This window comes from Streptomyces sp. W1SF4 (assembly GCF_003950035.1).
GTDB classification, from domain to species: Bacteria; Actinomycetota; Actinomycetes; order Streptomycetales; family Streptomycetaceae; genus Streptomyces; species Streptomyces racemochromogenes.
Map to the genome: position 1 here is coordinate 3,572,427 of NZ_CP034350.1, position 15,635 is coordinate 3,588,061.

Annotated in this window: 12 protein-coding genes and 1 pseudogene; 6 read left to right on the plus strand and 7 right to left on the minus strand. The window is 70.9% G+C overall.

The genetic code is table 11. The features are described from left to right. Nucleotides 1-38: 38 nt before the first annotated feature. A complete protein-coding gene (locus D1J60_RS16545) occupies nt 39-1,226 on the plus strand; it encodes a pyridoxal phosphate-dependent aminotransferase (RefSeq protein WP_125595488.1) in 1,188 nt (395 codons plus the stop codon). Nucleotides 1,227-1,234: 8 nt separating this feature from the next. Continuing rightward, complete coding sequence (locus D1J60_RS16550) at nt 1,235-2,386, plus strand: hypothetical protein (protein ID WP_241253297.1); 1,152 nt, start codon at nt 1,235-1,237, stop codon at nt 2,384-2,386. A gap of 41 nt (nt 2,387-2,427) precedes the next feature. On the opposite strand, the gene D1J60_RS16555 is transcribed toward D1J60_RS16550, so the two are convergent. Then, on the minus strand, nt 2,428-2,967 hold the full coding sequence (locus tag D1J60_RS16555; RefSeq protein ID WP_125595489.1) for a YbjN domain-containing protein: 540 nt from the start codon (nt 2,965-2,967) through the stop codon (nt 2,428-2,430). A 109-nt stretch (nt 2,968-3,076) separates the two neighbouring features. Further along, on the minus strand, nt 3,077-5,677 hold the full coding sequence (gene clpB / locus D1J60_RS16560; protein ID WP_125821616.1) for an ATP-dependent chaperone ClpB: 2,601 nt from the start codon (nt 5,675-5,677) through the stop codon (nt 3,077-3,079). A gap of 171 nt (nt 5,678-5,848) precedes the next feature. Between clpB and D1J60_RS16565 the strand changes: the two genes are divergently transcribed. After that, nucleotides 5,849-6,253: a TIGR03618 family F420-dependent PPOX class oxidoreductase gene (locus D1J60_RS16565; RefSeq protein WP_125595491.1), complete on the plus strand. Its 405-nt coding sequence runs from the start codon at nt 5,849-5,851 to the stop codon at nt 6,251-6,253. 173 nt (nt 6,254-6,426) lie between these two features. Here D1J60_RS16565 and D1J60_RS16570 read toward each other — a convergent pair whose 3' ends face one another. Beyond that, nucleotides 6,427-6,741: a hypothetical protein gene (locus tag D1J60_RS16570; protein ID WP_030228709.1), complete on the minus strand. Its 315-nt coding sequence runs from the start codon at nt 6,739-6,741 to the stop codon at nt 6,427-6,429. Between the two features lie 282 nt (nt 6,742-7,023). Here D1J60_RS16570 and D1J60_RS16575 point away from each other — a divergent pair, with 282 nt between their 5' ends. Next, nucleotides 7,024-8,055 (plus strand): helix-turn-helix transcriptional regulator, encoded by a 1,032-nt coding sequence (locus tag D1J60_RS16575; RefSeq protein WP_125595492.1) that lies wholly within the window; start codon nt 7,024-7,026, stop codon nt 8,053-8,055. Nucleotides 8,056-8,174: 119 nt separating this feature from the next. On the opposite strand, the gene D1J60_RS16580 is transcribed toward D1J60_RS16575, so the two are convergent. The 4 genes from D1J60_RS16580 to dnaK are packed head-to-tail and all read right to left on the minus strand — an operon-like array spanning nt 8,175 to nt 12,365. Beyond that, nucleotides 8,175-8,642: a helix-turn-helix transcriptional regulator gene (locus D1J60_RS16580; protein ID WP_125821617.1), complete on the minus strand. Its 468-nt coding sequence runs from the start codon at nt 8,640-8,642 to the stop codon at nt 8,175-8,177. 1 nt (nt 8,643) lies between these two features. Continuing rightward, complete coding sequence (gene dnaJ, locus D1J60_RS16585) at nt 8,644-9,816, minus strand: molecular chaperone DnaJ (protein ID WP_125595494.1); 1,173 nt, start codon at nt 9,814-9,816, stop codon at nt 8,644-8,646. A gap of 39 nt (nt 9,817-9,855) precedes the next feature. Beyond that, nucleotides 9,856-10,521, minus strand: a complete 666-nt coding sequence (grpE, locus tag D1J60_RS16590) for a nucleotide exchange factor GrpE (protein ID WP_125595495.1) — start codon at nt 10,519-10,521, stop codon at nt 9,856-9,858. After that, nucleotides 10,521-12,365: a molecular chaperone DnaK gene (gene dnaK / locus D1J60_RS16595; protein WP_125821618.1), complete on the minus strand. Its 1,845-nt coding sequence runs from the start codon at nt 12,363-12,365 to the stop codon at nt 10,521-10,523. The genes grpE and dnaK overlap by 1 nt, the downstream gene beginning before the upstream one ends. Before the next feature lie 216 nt (nt 12,366-12,581). Here dnaK and D1J60_RS16600 point away from each other — a divergent pair, with 216 nt between their 5' ends. Together D1J60_RS16600 and D1J60_RS16605 are read left to right on the plus strand one after the other, a co-directional pair. Further along, entirely contained in the window at nt 12,582-13,154 is a 573-nt protein-coding gene (locus tag D1J60_RS16600) for a sugar transferase (RefSeq protein ID WP_125821619.1), read from the plus strand. Between the two features lie 110 nt (nt 13,155-13,264). Continuing rightward, nucleotides 13,265-15,481: pseudogene (locus tag D1J60_RS16605) on the plus strand ((Fe-S)-binding protein); the annotation flags it as partial. Nucleotides 15,482-15,635: the final 154 nt, after the last annotated feature.

Sequence of the window (15,635 nt, forward strand, 5' to 3'; positions counted from 1 at the left end):
GAAAGCACACTTGAGCAACTCCAGAGGTTCCCCCGAGGATGACGCCCATGAGCGCACCCGCGGGCCACAGCAGCCGCCCCTACCTCAACCGCAGCCTCGCCGCCTTCGGCACCACGATCTTCGCGGAGATGTCGGCGCTGGCCGCCGCCACCGGGTCGATCAACCTGGGCCAGGGCTTCCCCGACACCGACGGCCCCGCCGAGATCGCCGAAGCGGCCGTACGCGCGATCCGCGACGGCCGCGGCAACCAGTACCCGCCCGGCCCGGGCATCCCCGAACTGCGCACCGCCGTCACCGCCCACCAGCAGCGCTTCTACGGCCTGTCCTACGACCCGGACACCGAGGTCCTCGTCACCGCCGGCGCCACCGAGGCCATCGCCGCCTCCCTCCTCGCCCTCCTCGAACCGGGCGACGAGGTCATCGCGCTGGAACCCTTCTACGACTCCTACGCCGCCTGCATCGCCATGGCCGGCGCGGTCCGCGTCCCGCTCACCCTGCGCGCCCCGCACTTCCGCCCCGACCTCGACGCCCTGCGCGACGCGGTCACCCCGCGCACCCGGCTGCTCCTGCTCAACACCCCGCACAACCCGACGGGCACCGTCCTGACCCGCGAGGAACTGGCCGTCATCGCCGAGATCGCCGTCGAGCGCGACCTCCTCGTCGTCACCGACGAGGTGTACGAGCACCTCGTCTTCGAGGGCGCGCACGTGCCGCTGGCCTCCCTGCCCGGCATGCGCGAACGCACCGTCACCATCTCCTCCGCCGGCAAGACCTTCTCCTTCACCGGCTGGAAGGTCGGCTGGATCACCGCCCCGCCCGCGCTGGTCTCGGCGGTCCGCTCCGCCAAGCAGTTCCTGACGTACGTGTCCTCCGGCCCCTTCCAGTACGCCGTCGCCGAGGCCCTCGCCCTCCCCGACTCCTACTACGACGGCTTCCGCGCGGACCTCGCCGCCAAGCGCGACCTCCTCTCCGACGGGCTCGCCGCCGCCGGATTCGAGGTCTTCCGCCCGCAGGGCACGTACTTCATCACCACGGACGTCTCGCCGCTGGGCGAGAAGGACGGACTCGCCTTCTGCCGCGCCCTGCCCGGGCGGTGCGGGGTCGTCGCCATCCCGAACCAGGTCTTCTACGACGACAAGTCCGCCGGTGCCACCCAGGTCCGCTGGGCCTTCTGCAAGCGGACCGACGTCCTCCAGGAGGCCGTGGAACGCCTCCGCCGGCTCTGAGGCCCGGCATGGACGCGCCGACGGGACAGGTGGCGTCCGCCCCCGGGCGGACCGGACGAAGACGGGGGACGGCCTGGTCGGCCGGGGTCGCGCTCGGGGCGTTCGCCGCCGTGCGCGGGACCGGTGCGCTGGTCGTCGCCCTCGGCGCCTGGTGGGCCGGCAAGGACCCGGTGAAGGTGCTCGGCGGCTCCTGGGACTCCTTCTGGTACCTCTCCATCGCCGCCCGCGGCTACGGCCGCACCCAGATGTGGCCCGCCTCCGACTCCATCCAGAGCGACTACGCCTTCTTCCCGCTGTACCCGCTGCTGGTGGACCTCACCGGCGGCGGCCCCGTCGCCGGGCTCGTGGTGTCCTGGACGGCCGCCGCCGCTGCCGCCGTCGGGGTGTACCGGCTCGGCGAGCTGCTGCTCGGGGCGCGGGCCGGGGTGCTGCTCGTCGTGCTGTGGGCCTCGCTGCCGCACGCGGTGGTGCTGGGCCTCGCCTACACCGAGCCCCTGCTGTGCGCGCTGGCCGCCTGGTCGCTGTACGCGCTGCTGCGCGGGCGCTGGCTGTGGGCGGCCTCCCTGGCCGCGCTCGCCGGTCTGACCCGGCCCACCGGGATCGCCGTCGCCGCCGCCGTGACCGTCCTGGCCCTGCGGGAGCTGCTGGTGCGCGGGGGCCGCGAGCCCCGGGTGTGGGCGGCCGGGCTGCTCGCGCCGGCGGGCTGGGCCTCGTACGTCCTGGCCGTGGGGGCGCACCGCCACGACCCGTTGGGCTACTTCGCCGTCCAGCGGCAGTGGGGCTCGCGCTTCGACTTCGGCGGCGCGACCCTGGAGACGGCCTGGAAGGCCCTGTCCGGCGGGCCCGTGACCATCCCCGTCGCGGTGACGCTGGCCGTGCTCGCCGCCGCCGCGCTGCTCGCGGTGGCGGCCGTACTGGAGCGGACCCCGCTGCCGCTGCTCGTGTACACCGCGACGCTGCTGGTGATCACCTTCGGCGGGGCGGGCTTCTTCGAGTCGAAGCCGCGCTTCCTGCTGCCCGCGTTCCCGCTGCTGCTGCCGGTGGCGGCCGCCGTGGCGAGAGCCCGGCCGCGCACGGCGGTCGCGGTGACCGCCGGCCTGGCCGGGCTCTCGTGGGGCTACGGGGCGTACCTGCTGCTCATGGCGGAGGTACCCCTGTAGGGCCCGCGGGGCCGGGGGCCTCGCAGGAGGAGGAGGGACGGCTACTCGCCGTCCTCCTCCCTCTTCTCGTCGTCCTCGGCGGAGTCGACCTCCTTCTCCAGGCCGAGCTGCTCCAGCAGCCACTTGTCGAACTCGATCGAGGCGCGGACCCAGCTGACCGTGGAGGACACGAAGTGCTCCAGGCTGACGCCGGTGCCGATCAGCATCTGCGCCTCGCCGATCAGGCGGACCGAGCCGTCGTCGTGCGTGTGGCTGTAGACCTTGGGCCACAGGGTGCGGCGGTTCCAGTCGTCGATCGACTCCAGCAGCTGCGGCTTGTCGTCGATGGCGTGCGGGCGGTCGTAGAAGGTCCGCACGGAGAAGACCTGCTGCTCGCCCTCGCCGCGGAACATGAAGTAGGTGCGGAAGTCCTCCCACGGCGCCGCGAGGTCACCCTCGTCGTCGACGACGTACTTCAGCTCCATCTGCTCCAGGAGCTGCTTGACCAGGTCCTGGTCGGGGACGACGGGGCCCGCCGGTCCTTGGCCTTGCGGTTCGGGCTGACCCCCGAAGTTCGGAATCGAGGCCGGGTCGATGCTCACCGTGTACTTCCCTTCGTGCGGATGAAGCCATCCTCCCCCATCTCGCCTACCCCGTGTCCAGCCCCGCACCCGCGATCCGCTCCCGGCGGACACGGGGCCCCGGCGGCCCTTACAGGGCCCGGCCGACCAGCAGGTCCTCGCCGGCCACGTCGACCCGTACGGTGTCGCCGTCGCGGACCTCGCCGGAGAGGATCTCCTTGGCCAGCCGGTCGCCCACGGCCGTCTGGATCAGGCGGCGCAGCGGGCGGGCGCCGTACGCCGGGTCGTTGCCCTTGTCCGCCAGCCAGGCCAGGGCCTCGGGGGTGACGTCCAGGGCCAGCCGGCGGTCGGCGAGGCGCTTGGCGAGCCGGGCGATCTGGAGCTCGGCGATGTGCGCCAGCTCCTCGCGGGTCAGCGCGGAGAAGACGACGAGGTCGTCGAGGCGGTTGAGGAACTCCGGCTTGAAGCTCGCCCGGACCACGTCCAGGACCTGCGCCTTCTTCTGCTCGGCCGGGGTGACGGGGTCCACCAGGAACTGGCTGCCCAGGTTCGAGGTGAGGATCAGGATGGTGTTGCGGAAGTCCACCGTCCGGCCCTGGCCGTCGGTGAGGCGGCCGTCGTCGAGGACCTGGAGCAGGATGTCGAAGACCTCGGGGTGGGCCTTCTCGACCTCGTCCAGCAGCACCACGGAGTACGGGCGGCGGCGGACGGCCTCGGTGAGCTGGCCGCCCTCCTCGTAGCCGACGTAGCCGGGCGGGGCGCCGACCAGCCGGGCCACGCTGTGCTTCTCGGAGTACTCGGACATGTCGATGCGGACCATGGCCCGCTCGTCGTCGAAGAGGAAGTCCGCGAGGGCCTTGGCCAGCTCCGTCTTGCCCACGCCCGTCGGGCCCAGGAAGAGGAAGGAGCCGGTGGGGCGGTCCGGGTCGGCGATGCCGGCCCGGGTGCGGCGCACGGCGTCCGCGACGGCCCGTACGGCCTCGGTCTGGCCGATCAGGCGGCGGCCCAGCTCGTCCTCCATGCGCAGGAGCTTCTGGGTCTCTCCTTCGAGGAGCCGGCCGGCCGGGATCCCGGTCCAGGCGCCGACCACGTCGGCGATGTCGTCGGGGCCGACCTCGTCCTTGACCATCGCGTTCTTGGCGTTCTTCGAGGTCCCGGCGGCGGCCTCCTCCTCGGTGGCCTCCGCCAGCTCGCGCTCCAGCTGCGGGATCTCCCCGTAGAGCAGCTTGGAGGCGGTGTCGAAGTCGCCGTCGCGCTGGGCGCGCTCGGCCTGGCCGCGCAGGTCGTCCAGGCGCTCCTTGAGCTCGCCGACGCGGTTGAGGGACTGCTTCTCCTTCTCCCAGCGGGCGGTGAGGCCGCGCAGCTCCTCCTCCTTGTCCGCGAGGTCCTTGCGGATCTTGTCGAGGCGTTCGAGGGAGGCCGGGTCGGACTCGTTCTTCAGCGCCAGCTCCTCCATCCGCATCCGGTCCACGGAGCGCTGGAGCTCGTCGATCTCCACGGGCGAGGAGTCGATCTCCATGCGCAGCCGGGAGGCCGCCTCGTCGACGAGGTCGATGGCCTTGTCGGGCAGGAAGCGGGAGGTGATGTAGCGGTCGGAGAGGGTGGCGGCGGCGACGAGGGCGCTGTCGTTGATGACGACCTTGTGGTGGGCCTCGTAGCGGCCCTTGAGCCCGCGCAGGATCGCGATGGTGTCCTCGACGGTGGGCTCGGCGACCAGCACCTGCTGGAAGCGGCGTTCCAGCGCCGGGTCCTTCTCGATGCGCTCGCGGTACTCGTCCAGGGTGGTCGCGCCGACCATGCGCAGCTCGCCGCGGGCCAGCATGGGCTTGAGCATGTTGCCCGCGTCCATGGCGGAGTCCCCGCCGGCCCCGGCTCCGACGACGGTGTGCAGCTCGTCGATGAAGGTGATGATCTGGCCCTCGCTCGACTTGATCTCGGCGAGGACGGTCTTGAGCCGCTCCTCGAACTCGCCGCGGTACTTGGCGCCGGCCACCATCGCGCCGAGGTCGAGGGAGACGAGCCGCTTGCCCTTGAGGGACTCGGGGACGTCGCCCTTGACGATGCGCTGGGCCAGGCCCTCGACGACGGCGGTCTTGCCGACGCCGGGCTCGCCGATGAGCACCGGGTTGTTCTTGGTGCGGCGGGAGAGGACCTGGACGACGCGCCGGATCTCGTGGTCGCGGCCGATGACCGGGTCGAGCTTGCCGTCGCGGGCGGCGGCGGTGAAGTCGGTGCCGAACTTCTCCAGGGCCTTGTACTGGCCCTCGGGGTCGGGAGTGGTCACCCGCCGTGCTCCTCGTGCGTTCTGGAAGGCGTCCAGCAGCTTCTTCGCCGTGGCGCCCTGGGCGGAAAGGACCTCACCGGCGGCTCCGCCCTTGGCGGCGACGGCGATGAGGAGGTGTTCGGTGGAGAGGTACTCGTCTCCGAGGCGGCCGGCCTCCGCGTCGGCCTCGGCCAGTACGGCGAGCAGGTCGCGGCTGGGCTGCGGGGGCGCGACGGTGGAGCCGGTGACGCTGGGCAGGGCGGCGAGCAGCCGCTCCGCGCCGGCGCGGACGGCCGCCTGGTCGGCGTCGGCGGCGACCAGCAGGTCGACGACGTTCTCGTTGTCCTCGCCGGCGAGCAGCGCCAGCAGGAGGTGCGCGGGGGTCAGGTCGGCGTGGCCGTCCTTGACGGCCCTGCTCGTGGCCGCGTTCAGGGCGTCGCGGCTCTTGTTGGTCAGCTCGGCGTCCACTCTCGGGTTCTCCTCTCCGGCGGGCGTACGTGACGCGTCGCACCCGGCGGCTGACCGGATACGCACTCTGACAGATTCAGCATCTGCAAAGTTGAGTCTATTCCACTCAAGGCATCGTTCGGGGCCATTCTTCCCGCCGGTCCGGCGAACACGCGGGCGTACGCTTCGGCCATGTCCCATGACGTACTCAACCCGACGCCCGAGTACCTCGCCTTCTGGCGGGAGCGGCACGTCTGCACCCTGACCACCCCGCGCCCGGACGGCACGCCGCACGTGGTGCCCGTCGGCGTGACCTACGACCCGGAGGCCGGGCTGGCGCGGGTGATCAGCAACAAGCACAGCAAGAAGGTCCGCAACGTCCTGGCGGCGGCCGGCGGCGGCGCCCGGGTGGCGGTCTGCCAGATGGAGGGCAGGCGCTGGGCCACCCTGGAGGGGCGCGCGGTGATCCGTACGGACGAGGCTGCGGTCGCCGAGGCCGTGGCGCGCTACGCGCAGCGGTACGGGCGGACGCCCTCGCCCAACCCGGACCGGGTGGTCCTGGAGATCACCCTCGACCGTGCCATGGGCCGGGCCTGAGCCGGCGGGCCCGGGGCGCCTTCGGGACGGGCCCCGGCCGGGGCCCGCAAGGCGATTGTCTGGTTCGACCACTGGACGCGGACATCACAACGGCGCCATCGTGGTCAGGTCCACGATGGCGCCGTTGTGTGGGGGTAGCACCTGGAGCGATCTGCAACGACGGGGGAATCGCCTCAGGCACTGCGGGGGGTGGCGGTGGTGATATCGGGCTCGAACAGCTGGTGGTCACGCTGGTCGAGGTTGACGAAGACCATGCCGTACCGCACTTCGCAGCGGACGGGCTGCGGTGCGCCCCGGGGGCGGCGCAGACAGCGGTAGGCACGGACGTCCTCGTCCTCTTCGCGCACGACGACGATCGGCTGGCCGAAAAGAGTGACCATCAACGAATCGCCGGCGTAGGGGATCGCCGTGGCGAGGTCTATGAACTGCCACCCGGAGCGGTACGCGGATGCCATTTCGCGGCGGAAGTCGCGGTCGTCCGGGGTCATGAGGAGGCCTTCGCAGGGGTGCTGTTCCAGCCGAAATCGCTCTCGACGGCCGTCCCGGCGGACGGACCGGCAGCAGCCTGAGCGCTTCCCGTGTCCCCGTCGACGGCTGCGACCGCCCCAAAGACCGCAACGGCGGAGAAAACAACGGCAAGCGCCGAGCGAAGCATTCTCTTATACATGGTCGGCTTCGTCCTCACTTGATGGAATCCTCTCCCCCGCACTGTCAGACGATGGCTCATTCAGGCACGTCAGTGCCACAGGGACGATGCATCATGTTCTTACATGTTCAGGACCCTGGGGGGTGGAGATTTGCCCAAGAGCGACATAAACCCGACACATCACCACCCCGTCACGGAGATGTGCACCGAGGGCGCGCGACTCTACGCGGCGGCCCTGAGCACCGGCCGCGTGGCCCGCGGCGAAGTCGCGAACGCCCCCTGCCTGCTCGAATTCGCGCTACTGCGACCCGACCCGGACGACGCCAACCAGCTGCGCGCGGTTCCCCCGTCCATCGCACTGGCCCAACGGCTCCATCCGCTCGAACGCGAGATCCAGGAGCGCCGGCGCACCGCCGTAGACCTCACCGACGCATTCGAGCCGTTCCTCACCATCAGCGCGCAGAGCCCCGCGAACACCCACGCCATCACGGTGCTGGAGGGGTTCGACCAGATCAACGCCGCCATCGACCTGGCCACCGCCGAGTGCCACACCGAGGCCCTCACCGTCCAGCCGGGTGGCGCCCGGCCGACCTCCGTGCTCAGCGAGTCCCTGGAGCGGGCCACGCCGATGATCGACCGCGGGGTGAGCATCCGCACGCTCTACCAGCACACGGTGCGGCACAGCCAGGGCACGCTCGCCTACGTGGACCGGATCTCGGCCGGAAAGGTCGAGATCCGCACGCTGGAGGAGCTGATCGAGCGTCTCATGATCTTCGACCGCACGGTGGCCATCATCCCCGCCAGCGACGACCGGCGGGTGGCCCTGGAGCTGCGGCACCCGGGCCTGGTGGACTACCTCATCAAGGTCTTCGAACAACTCTGGCGCAGGGCCGTGCCGTTGGGCGACGAGGTCACGTACACGCACAACCCGGATGGTATCTCCGGAGTGCAGCGCTCCATCGCGCAGTTGCTGATCGAGGGCCACGTGGACGAGGCGATCGCCCGCCGGCTGGGAATGAACGTACGCACCTGCCGCGCACACATCGCGAAGCTGGCCGCCGCCCTGGGCAGCGGCAGCAGGGCCCAACTGGGCTACCTCATCGCCCAGTCCGGCATCCTGCATGGCCAGGGCCAGGCCCAGCTCCCCGAGGGCTGACAGGGGCCCTCAGGCGGCCTCCAGGAGCCCCCGGACGAGCGGAAGGCCCCGCAGGGGGCCCTCCTCGTGCGGGAGGGGCCCTGCGGGGCCTTCACCGTGCTGCGGCGGCCGGGCCGCGGTCAGTCGCCCGGGCGCTTGGCGGGGCGCCAGACGACCAGCGCGTTGCCCGGCACCGGCGGCTGGTACGGGACCAGGTCGCGGCGGTACGAGGCGTGCACCTGGGCCTCGCGGGCCTGGAGCGCGGCGGCGGCCCCGTCCACGGCGGCGGACAGCTCGGCGACGCGCTGCTGGAGCGCGGCCACCTGGTTCTCCAGTTCGATGATCCGCTTGATGCCGGCCAGGTTGATGCCCTCGTCCTGGGACAGCTGCTGCACCGTGCGGAGCAGTTCGATGTCCCTGGCCGAATACCGCCGGCCGCGGCCGGCCGTACGGTCCGGCGAGACCAGACCGAGGCGGTCGTACTGGCGCAGGGTCTGCGGATGCAGGCCCGAGAGCTGGGCGGCCACCGAGATCACGTAGACCGGGGTCTCGTCGGTGAGCTGGTAGGCCCCCTCGCCGAAGCGGGGCTGTCGTCGGCGGCCGTCCATGTCATGCTCCCTTCGCGGACTCGAACAGGAGGGCGCGCGGGTCCTCGGACCCGGTGGCGTCCCGGTACATCTCCAGGGCCTCGCGGGCCTTGTCGGACAGCTCCGCCGGAACCGCGACCTCCACCGTGACGAGCAGGTCGCCGCGGGTGCCGTCCTTGCGGACCGCGCCCTTGCCGCGGGCCCGCATCGTACGGCCGGTCGGGGTGCCCGGGGGCAGCTTCAGCGTCACCGCCGGGCCGCCCAGGGTCGGGACCTTGATGTCGGCGCCGAGGGCCGCCTCCGCGATCGTGACGGGCACGGTCACCGTGAGGTTGTCGCCCTTGCGGCCGAACACCGGGTGCGTGCCGACGTGCACGACGACGTACAGGTCGCCGGCCGGGCCGCCGCGCTCGCCCGGCGCGCCCTTGCCCCGCAGCCGGATCCGCTGGCCGTCGGAGACACCCGCCGGGATCCGGACCTGCATGGTCCGGGAGGACTTGGCGCGCCCGCTGCCCTTGCAGACCTCGCAGGGGTTCTCCGCGATCAGGCCGCGGCCCTTGCAGTCCGCGCAGGGGTCGGTCAGCGAGAAGCCGCCGCCGCTGCCGCGGGAAACCTGGCCGGTGCCGACGCAGGTCGGGCACACGCGGGGCGTGCCGTTCTTGTCGCCGGTGCCCGAACAGGCCTTGCAGGGAGCCTGCGAGGACATCCGCAGCGGCACGGTCGCGCCGTCCACGGCCTCCGTGAAGGAGAGCGTGACCTCCGACTCGATGTCCTGGCCGCGGCGCGGCTGGGTGCGGGTCCCCGCACCGGCGCCGGCGCCGCGGTTGAACAGGCCGCCGAAGACGTCGCCCAGGCCGCCGCCGAAGCCGCCCTGGCCGCCCGCCTGGGTGCCCCCGAAGAGGTCGCCCAGGTCGAAGTTGAACGAGCCGCCGCCCGGACCGGCGCGGAAGCCGCCGTTCCCGAACAGCGCGCGGGCCTCGTCGTACTCCTTGCGCTTCTTGGCGTCGCCGAGGATGTCGTTGGCCTCGGAGATCTCCTTGAAGCGCTCCTCGGCCGAGGCGTCGCCCTTGTTGGCGTCCGGGTGGAACTCGCGGGCGAGCTTCCGGTACGCCTTCTTGATCTCGGCCTCGGTCGCGTCCTTCGGGACACCGAGGACCTTGTAGTAGTCCTTCTCGACGAAGTCCTTCGTGCTCATCCCCGGTGTCCCTCCTCTCGGATCCCTACATGGTGTGCGTCAGCCCTTGTCGGGGGCATCCGTGTCCTTGTCGGACGGCGTGTCGCCGTCACCGGACTCGGACTTGGCCGCGGGGGCCGCGCCCGGCTGGGGCTCGGCCACCGCGACCCGCGCGGGGCGGATCGTACGCTCGCCGATGCGGTACCCCGGCTGCAGGATCGCCACGCAGGTCGTCTCGGTGACGTCCGGCGCGTACGAGTGCATCAGGGCCTCGTGGATCGTCGGGTCGAAGGGCTCGCCCTCCTTGCCGAACTGCTGCAGCCCCATCTTGGCCGCGGCGGTCTCCAGCGACTCGGCCACCGACTTGAAGCCGCCGACCAGCTCGCCGTGCTCGCGGGCCCGGCCGATGTCGTCCAGCGTCGGGAGGAGCTCCGTCAGCAGGCTCGCGACCGCGATCTCCTTGACGGCGACCCGGTCCCGCTCCACGCGGCGACGGTAGTTCTGGTACTCGGCCTGGAGCCGCTGGAGGTCCGCGGTGCGCTCGCCGAGCGCGCTACGGGCCTGGTCCAGCTGCGCAAGCAGGGCCACATCCTGAGCCGTGTCCCCGGCCGGGGCCGCCTCGTCCTCCTTCTTGGAGGAGTCGGCGGCCTTCGGCTCCGCGTCGTCAGCGCCGGCGCCGGTGGGGACTTCGGGCTCCTCGTCGAAACCCGGGGTCTCCTCCGACATCAGGCAGCGCCGCCCTTCGGCTTCTCGTCGTCGACGATCTCGGCGTCGACGACGTCGTCCTCGGCCTTGGCCTGGCCCGCGTCACCCGCACCGCCGGCGGCCTGGGCGGCCTGCGCGTCGGCGTAGATGGCCTGGCCGAGCTTCTGGCTGACCGCGGCGAGCTTCTCCGTCGCGGTGCGGATCTCGGCGGTGTCCTCGCCCTTGAGCTTGTCCTTCAGCTCGGTGACGGCCGTCTCGACCTCGGTCTTGACCTCGGCCGGGACCTTCTCCGCGTTGTCCGCGAGGAACTTCTCCGTCTGGTAGACGAGCTGCTCGCCCTGGTTGCGGGACTCGGCGGCCTCCTTGCGGCGGAGGTCCTCCTCCGCGTACTGCTCCGCCTCCTGGCGCATGCGGTCGACCTCGTCCTTGCCGAGCGAGGAGCCGCCGGTGACGGTCATCTTCTGCTCCTTGCCCGTGCCGAGGTCCTTGGCCGTGACGTGCATGATGCCGTTGGCGTCGATGTCGAAGGAGACCTCGATCTGCGGGACGCCGCGCGGGGCCGGCGGCAGGCCCGTCAGCTCGAACATGCCGAGCTTCTTGTTGTACGCCGCGATCTCGCGCTCGCCCTGGTAGACCTGGATCTGCACGGACGGCTGGTTGTCCTCGGCCGTCGTGAAGATCTCCGACCGCTTGGTCGGGATGGTCGTGTTGCGCTCGATGAGCTTGGTCATGATGCCGCCCTTGGTCTCGATGCCGAGGGACAGCGGGGTCACGTCGAGGAGCAGGACGTCCTTGACCTCACCCTTGAGGACACCGGCCTGGAGGGTGGCGCCGATGGCGACGACCTCGTCCGGGTTGACGCCCTTGTTGGCGTCCTGACCGCCGGTGAGCTCCTTGACGAGCTCGGCGACGGCCGGCATCCGGGTGGAGCCGCCGACCAGGACCACGTGGTCGATCTCGGACAGAGCGATGCCGGCGTCCTTGATGACGTTGTGGAACGGGGTCTTGCAGCGGTCGAGCAGGTCCGCGGTGAGCTGCTGGAACTGCGAGCGCGTGAGCTTCTCGTCCAGGTGCAGCGGGCCCTCGGCGGAGGCCGTGATGTACGGCAGGTTGATCGTGGTCTCCGTGGAGGAGGACAGCTCGATCTTCGCCTTCTCGGCCGCCTCGCGCAGGCGCTGGAGCGCCATCTTGTCCTTGGACAGGTCGACGCCGTGGCCGTTCTGGAACTGCTTCACCAGGTAGTCGACGACGCGCTGGTCCCAGTCGTCGCCACCGAGGTGGTTGTCACCGTTGGTGGCCTTGACCTCGACGACACCGTCGCCGATCTCCAGGAGCGACACGTCGAAGGTGCCGCCACCGAGGTCGAAGACGAGAATGGTCTGGTCGTCCTTGTCGAGGCCGTACGCCAGGGCGGCGGCGGTCGGCTCGTTGACGATGCGCAGGACGTTCAGACCGGCGATCTCGCCGGCCTCCTTCGTCGCCTGGCGCTCGGAGTCGTTGAAGTAGGCAGGAACGGTGATGACCGCGTCCGTGACCTTCTCCCCGAGGTACGCCTCGGCGTCGCGCTTCAGCTTCTGCAGGATGAAGGCGCTCATCTGCTGCGGGTTGAAGTCCTTGCCATCCAGGTTGATCTTCCAGTCAGTGCCCATGTGGCGCTTGACGGAGCGGATGGTCCGGTCAACGTTCGTGACCGCCTGGCGCTTGGCCACCTCGCCGACGAGGACCTCGCCGTTCTTGGCGAAGGCGACGACGGACGGCGTGGTCCTGGCACCCTCGGCGTTGGTGATGACGGTGGGCTCTCCGCCTTCGAGAACGCTGACGACGGAGTTAGTGGTGCCCAGGTCGATGCCGACCGCACGTGCCATTTCGATTCCTCCAGCTGACTTGAGTGGAACAGGCTCAAGAATGCCGTAACGCCGCGCTGGCGTCAACAGAGGTGAGTCGAGGGGGCTCAACCTTTAGGCTGCGCTTACGCTCAGGGCGCCGCCCGGGCAGCCCGGCCGCACCCGAACGGGTTCCCGGCGGAACCCGGGGCCGCGCGGCGCGCCGTGGGCCGGGCGGGCGTCCGGCAGCGTGCTGGCATGCGCCTCCCGACCACCCTCACCGCCCGGCCGGGGCCCCGGCCGCGGCCGCTCCGGATCCCTCTCCCGGCGCACTGGCCGGCCCGGCCGCCGGCCAAGCGGGTGTTCGACCTCGTCGGCGCGGCGGTCCTGCTCGCCGCGGCGGCCGTCCCGGTGCTGGCGGCCGCCGCCCTGCTGTACGCGGCGACCCGCGCACGGGTCCTCGTACGCGAGCCCGCGCTCGGCCTCGGCGGCCGCCCCTTCCTGGCCTGGCGCCTGCGCACGGAGGACGCGGGGCGCGCGGGCGCGCTGGTCCGCCGGTGCGCACTGGAGGGGCTGCCGCAGCTGCTCAACGTGGCGCGCGGCGAGATGTCGCTGGTCGGGCCGCGGCCCCAGGCCTGTACCGACCACCCGGAACGGCTGCTCGTACGTCCCGGAATGACCGGATTGTGGCAGGTCAGCACGCGTTCCGGCCTCCCCTGGGAGGAGATGGCCCTGCTGGACCGGCACTATGTGGAGAGCCATTGGCTGGGGATGGATCTCGCGATCCTCGCGCAGACCCCTCGGGCGGCCTACCGACAGAGGCACGCCTGAGCGACACAGATCACCGCACGCTCACCTACAGTGCGGCGCGGGAACTGGGTAACCTCAAGCCTTGACTCAATAAGTTACCGCTTAGTAAGTCCCGCCCGAGGAGCCCTCCCATGCAACTCGCCGCGATCATCGTGTCGCTGGTCCTGACCGTGGTCGGCGTCGCGCTGATCGCCCGAGCCGTGGCGCAGATCTACCGGTTCGTGAAGCTCGGCCAACCCGTACCGGCGGGCAGCCGCACGGACCGCCCGAAGGACCGAACGCTCACCCTGGTCCGGGAGTTCCTCGGCCACAGCCGGATGAACCGGTGGGGGATCGTCGGCTTCGCGCACTGGTTCGTCGCGATCGGCTTCCTGACGCTGCCGCCCACCCTGGTGCAGGCCTTCGGCCAGCTCTTCCAGGCCGACTGGCTGCTGCCGATCGTCGGCGACTTCCTGCCCTTCGAGCTCTACACCGAGTTCATCGGCGTGATGACCGTCGTCGGCATCGTCGTCCTGATGGTGATCCGCCTGCTCAACCTGCCCTCGCGGGCCGGTCGCAAGTCGCGCTTCGCCGGCTCGAAGGCCTGGCAGGCGTACTTCGTCGAGTACGTCATCCTCACCATCGGCCTCGCGATCCTCGCGCTGCGCGGCCTCGAGGGCGCGATCCACGGCGTCGAGTCGTACGAGCCCGCGTACTTCGCCTCGTACCCGCTGGTGCTGGCCTTCAAGGGGCTCTCGATCAGCGGCATCCAGAACGCCATCTACTTCACCGCGATGGTGAAGATCAGCGTCTCCTTCATCTGGATGATCACGGTCTCGCTCAACACCAACATGGGTGTGGCCTGGCACCGCTTCCTCGGCTTCCCGAACATCTGGTTCAAGCGCAACGCCGACGGTTCGACCGCGCTCGGCGCCCTCCAGCCGATGACGAGCGGCGGCAAGGAGATCGACTTCGAGGAGCCGGGCGAGGACGACGTCTTCGGCGTCTCCCAGGTCGAGCAGTTCTCCTGGAAGGGCATCCTCGACTTCTCCACCTGCACCGAGTGCGGCCGCTGCCAGTCGCAGTGCCCCGCCTGGAACACCGGCAAGCCCCTCTCCCCCAAGCTCCTGATCATGTCGCTGCGCGACCACGCGCACGCCAAGGCCCCGTACCTGCTCGCGGGCGGCGGCAAGACGATGGAGGGCGAGGAGAAGGCGACCGCCGAGCAGCTGGCCGGAGTCCCGGCGGCGGCCCTGGCCGAGGCGGAGCGCCCGCTGATCGGCACGGCCGAGGAGAACGGCGTCATCGACCCGGACGTGCTGTGGTCCTGCACCACCTGCGGTGCGTGCGTGGAGCAGTGCCCGGTCGACATCGAGCACATCGACCACATCGTCGACATGCGCCGCTACCAGGTGATGATCGAGAGCGCGTTCCCGTCGGAGGCGGGCACGATGCTCAAGAACCTGGAGAAGAAGGGCAACCCCTGGGGCCTGGCCAAGAAGCAGCGCGTGGAGTGGACGAAGGAGGTCGACTTCGAGGTCCCGATCATCGGGAAGGACGCGGAGGACCTCTCGGAGTTCGACTACCTGTACTGGGTCGGCTGCGCCGGCGCCCTGGAGGACCGGGCGAAGAAGACCACGAAGGCCTTCGCCGAGCTGCTGAACATCGCGGGCGTCAAGTTCGCGATCATGGGCGGCGACGAGAAGTGCACCGGTGACTCGCCGCGCCGCCTGGGCAACGAGCCGCTGTTCCAGCAGCTGGGCCAGGAGAACGTGGCCATGCTGAACATGGCGTTCGGCGAGGACGACGAGGACCCGTCGACGAAGAAGCCGAAGTCGGCGAAGCGGATCGTCTCCACCTGCCCGCACTGCTTCAACACCATCGCGAACGAGTACCCGCAGCTGGGCGGCGAGTACGAGGTCATCCACCACACGCAGCTGCTCCAGCACCTGATCGACGAGGGCCGGCTGACGCCGGTGACGCCGGTCGACGGCCTGATCACGTACCACGACCCCTGCTACCTGGGCCGGCACAACAAGGTCTACACGCCGCCGCGCGAGATCATGTCCGCCGTGCCGGGCCTGCGCCAGCAGGAGATGCACCGCCACAAGGAGCGCGGCTTCTGCTGTGGCGCCGGTGGTGCGCGGATGTGGATGGAGGAGCGGATCGGCAAGCGCATCAACAACGAGCGCGTCGACGAGGCCCTCTCGCTGAACCCGGACATCGTCTCGACGGCCTGCCCGTTCTGCCTGGTCATGCTGACCGACTCGGTGAACGGCAAGAAGAACGACGGCCAGGCGAAGGAATCCGTCCAGGTCGTGGACGTGGCGCAGCTGCTGCTGGAGTCGGTGAAGGCCCCGGAGCCGACGGAGGAGGAACTGGCGGCACTGGCGGCGCAGGCCGAGGCCGAAGCCGCTGCCGCTGCCGCCGCGGAGGCCGAGGCAAAGGCGGCTGCCGAAGCCGCTGCCGCCGCGGAGGCGAAGGCCAAGGCGGAGGCGGAGGCCAAGGCGGCCGCCGAAGCCG

Bases quoted from the DNA above. Each gene is read 5' to 3' on its own strand.
- D1J60_RS16565 (WP_125595491.1), top strand. From the start codon at position 5,849: ATGTCCCATGACGTACTCAACCCGACGCCCGAGTACCTCGCCTTCTGG.
- D1J60_RS16600 (WP_125821619.1), top strand. From the start codon at position 12,582: ATGCGCCTCCCGACCACCCTCACCGCCCGGCCGGGGCCCCGGCCGCGG.
- D1J60_RS16575 (WP_125595492.1), top strand. From the start codon at position 7,024: ATGTTCAGGACCCTGGGGGGTGGAGATTTGCCCAAGAGCGACATAAAC.
- dnaK (WP_125821618.1), bottom strand. From the start codon at position 12,365: ATGGCACGTGCGGTCGGCATCGACCTGGGCACCACTAACTCCGTCGTC.
- D1J60_RS16550 (WP_241253297.1), top strand. From the start codon at position 1,235: ATGGACGCGCCGACGGGACAGGTGGCGTCCGCCCCCGGGCGGACCGGA.
- dnaJ (WP_125595494.1), bottom strand. From the start codon at position 9,816: ATGAGCACGAAGGACTTCGTCGAGAAGGACTACTACAAGGTCCTCGGT.
- grpE (WP_125595495.1), bottom strand. From the start codon at position 10,521: ATGTCGGAGGAGACCCCGGGTTTCGACGAGGAGCCCGAAGTCCCCACC.
- D1J60_RS16545 (WP_125595488.1), top strand. From the start codon at position 39: ATGACGCCCATGAGCGCACCCGCGGGCCACAGCAGCCGCCCCTACCTC.
- D1J60_RS16580 (WP_125821617.1), bottom strand. From the start codon at position 8,642: ATGGACGGCCGCCGACGACAGCCCCGCTTCGGCGAGGGGGCCTACCAG.
- D1J60_RS16570 (WP_030228709.1), bottom strand. From the start codon at position 6,741: ATGACCCCGGACGACCGCGACTTCCGCCGCGAAATGGCATCCGCGTAC.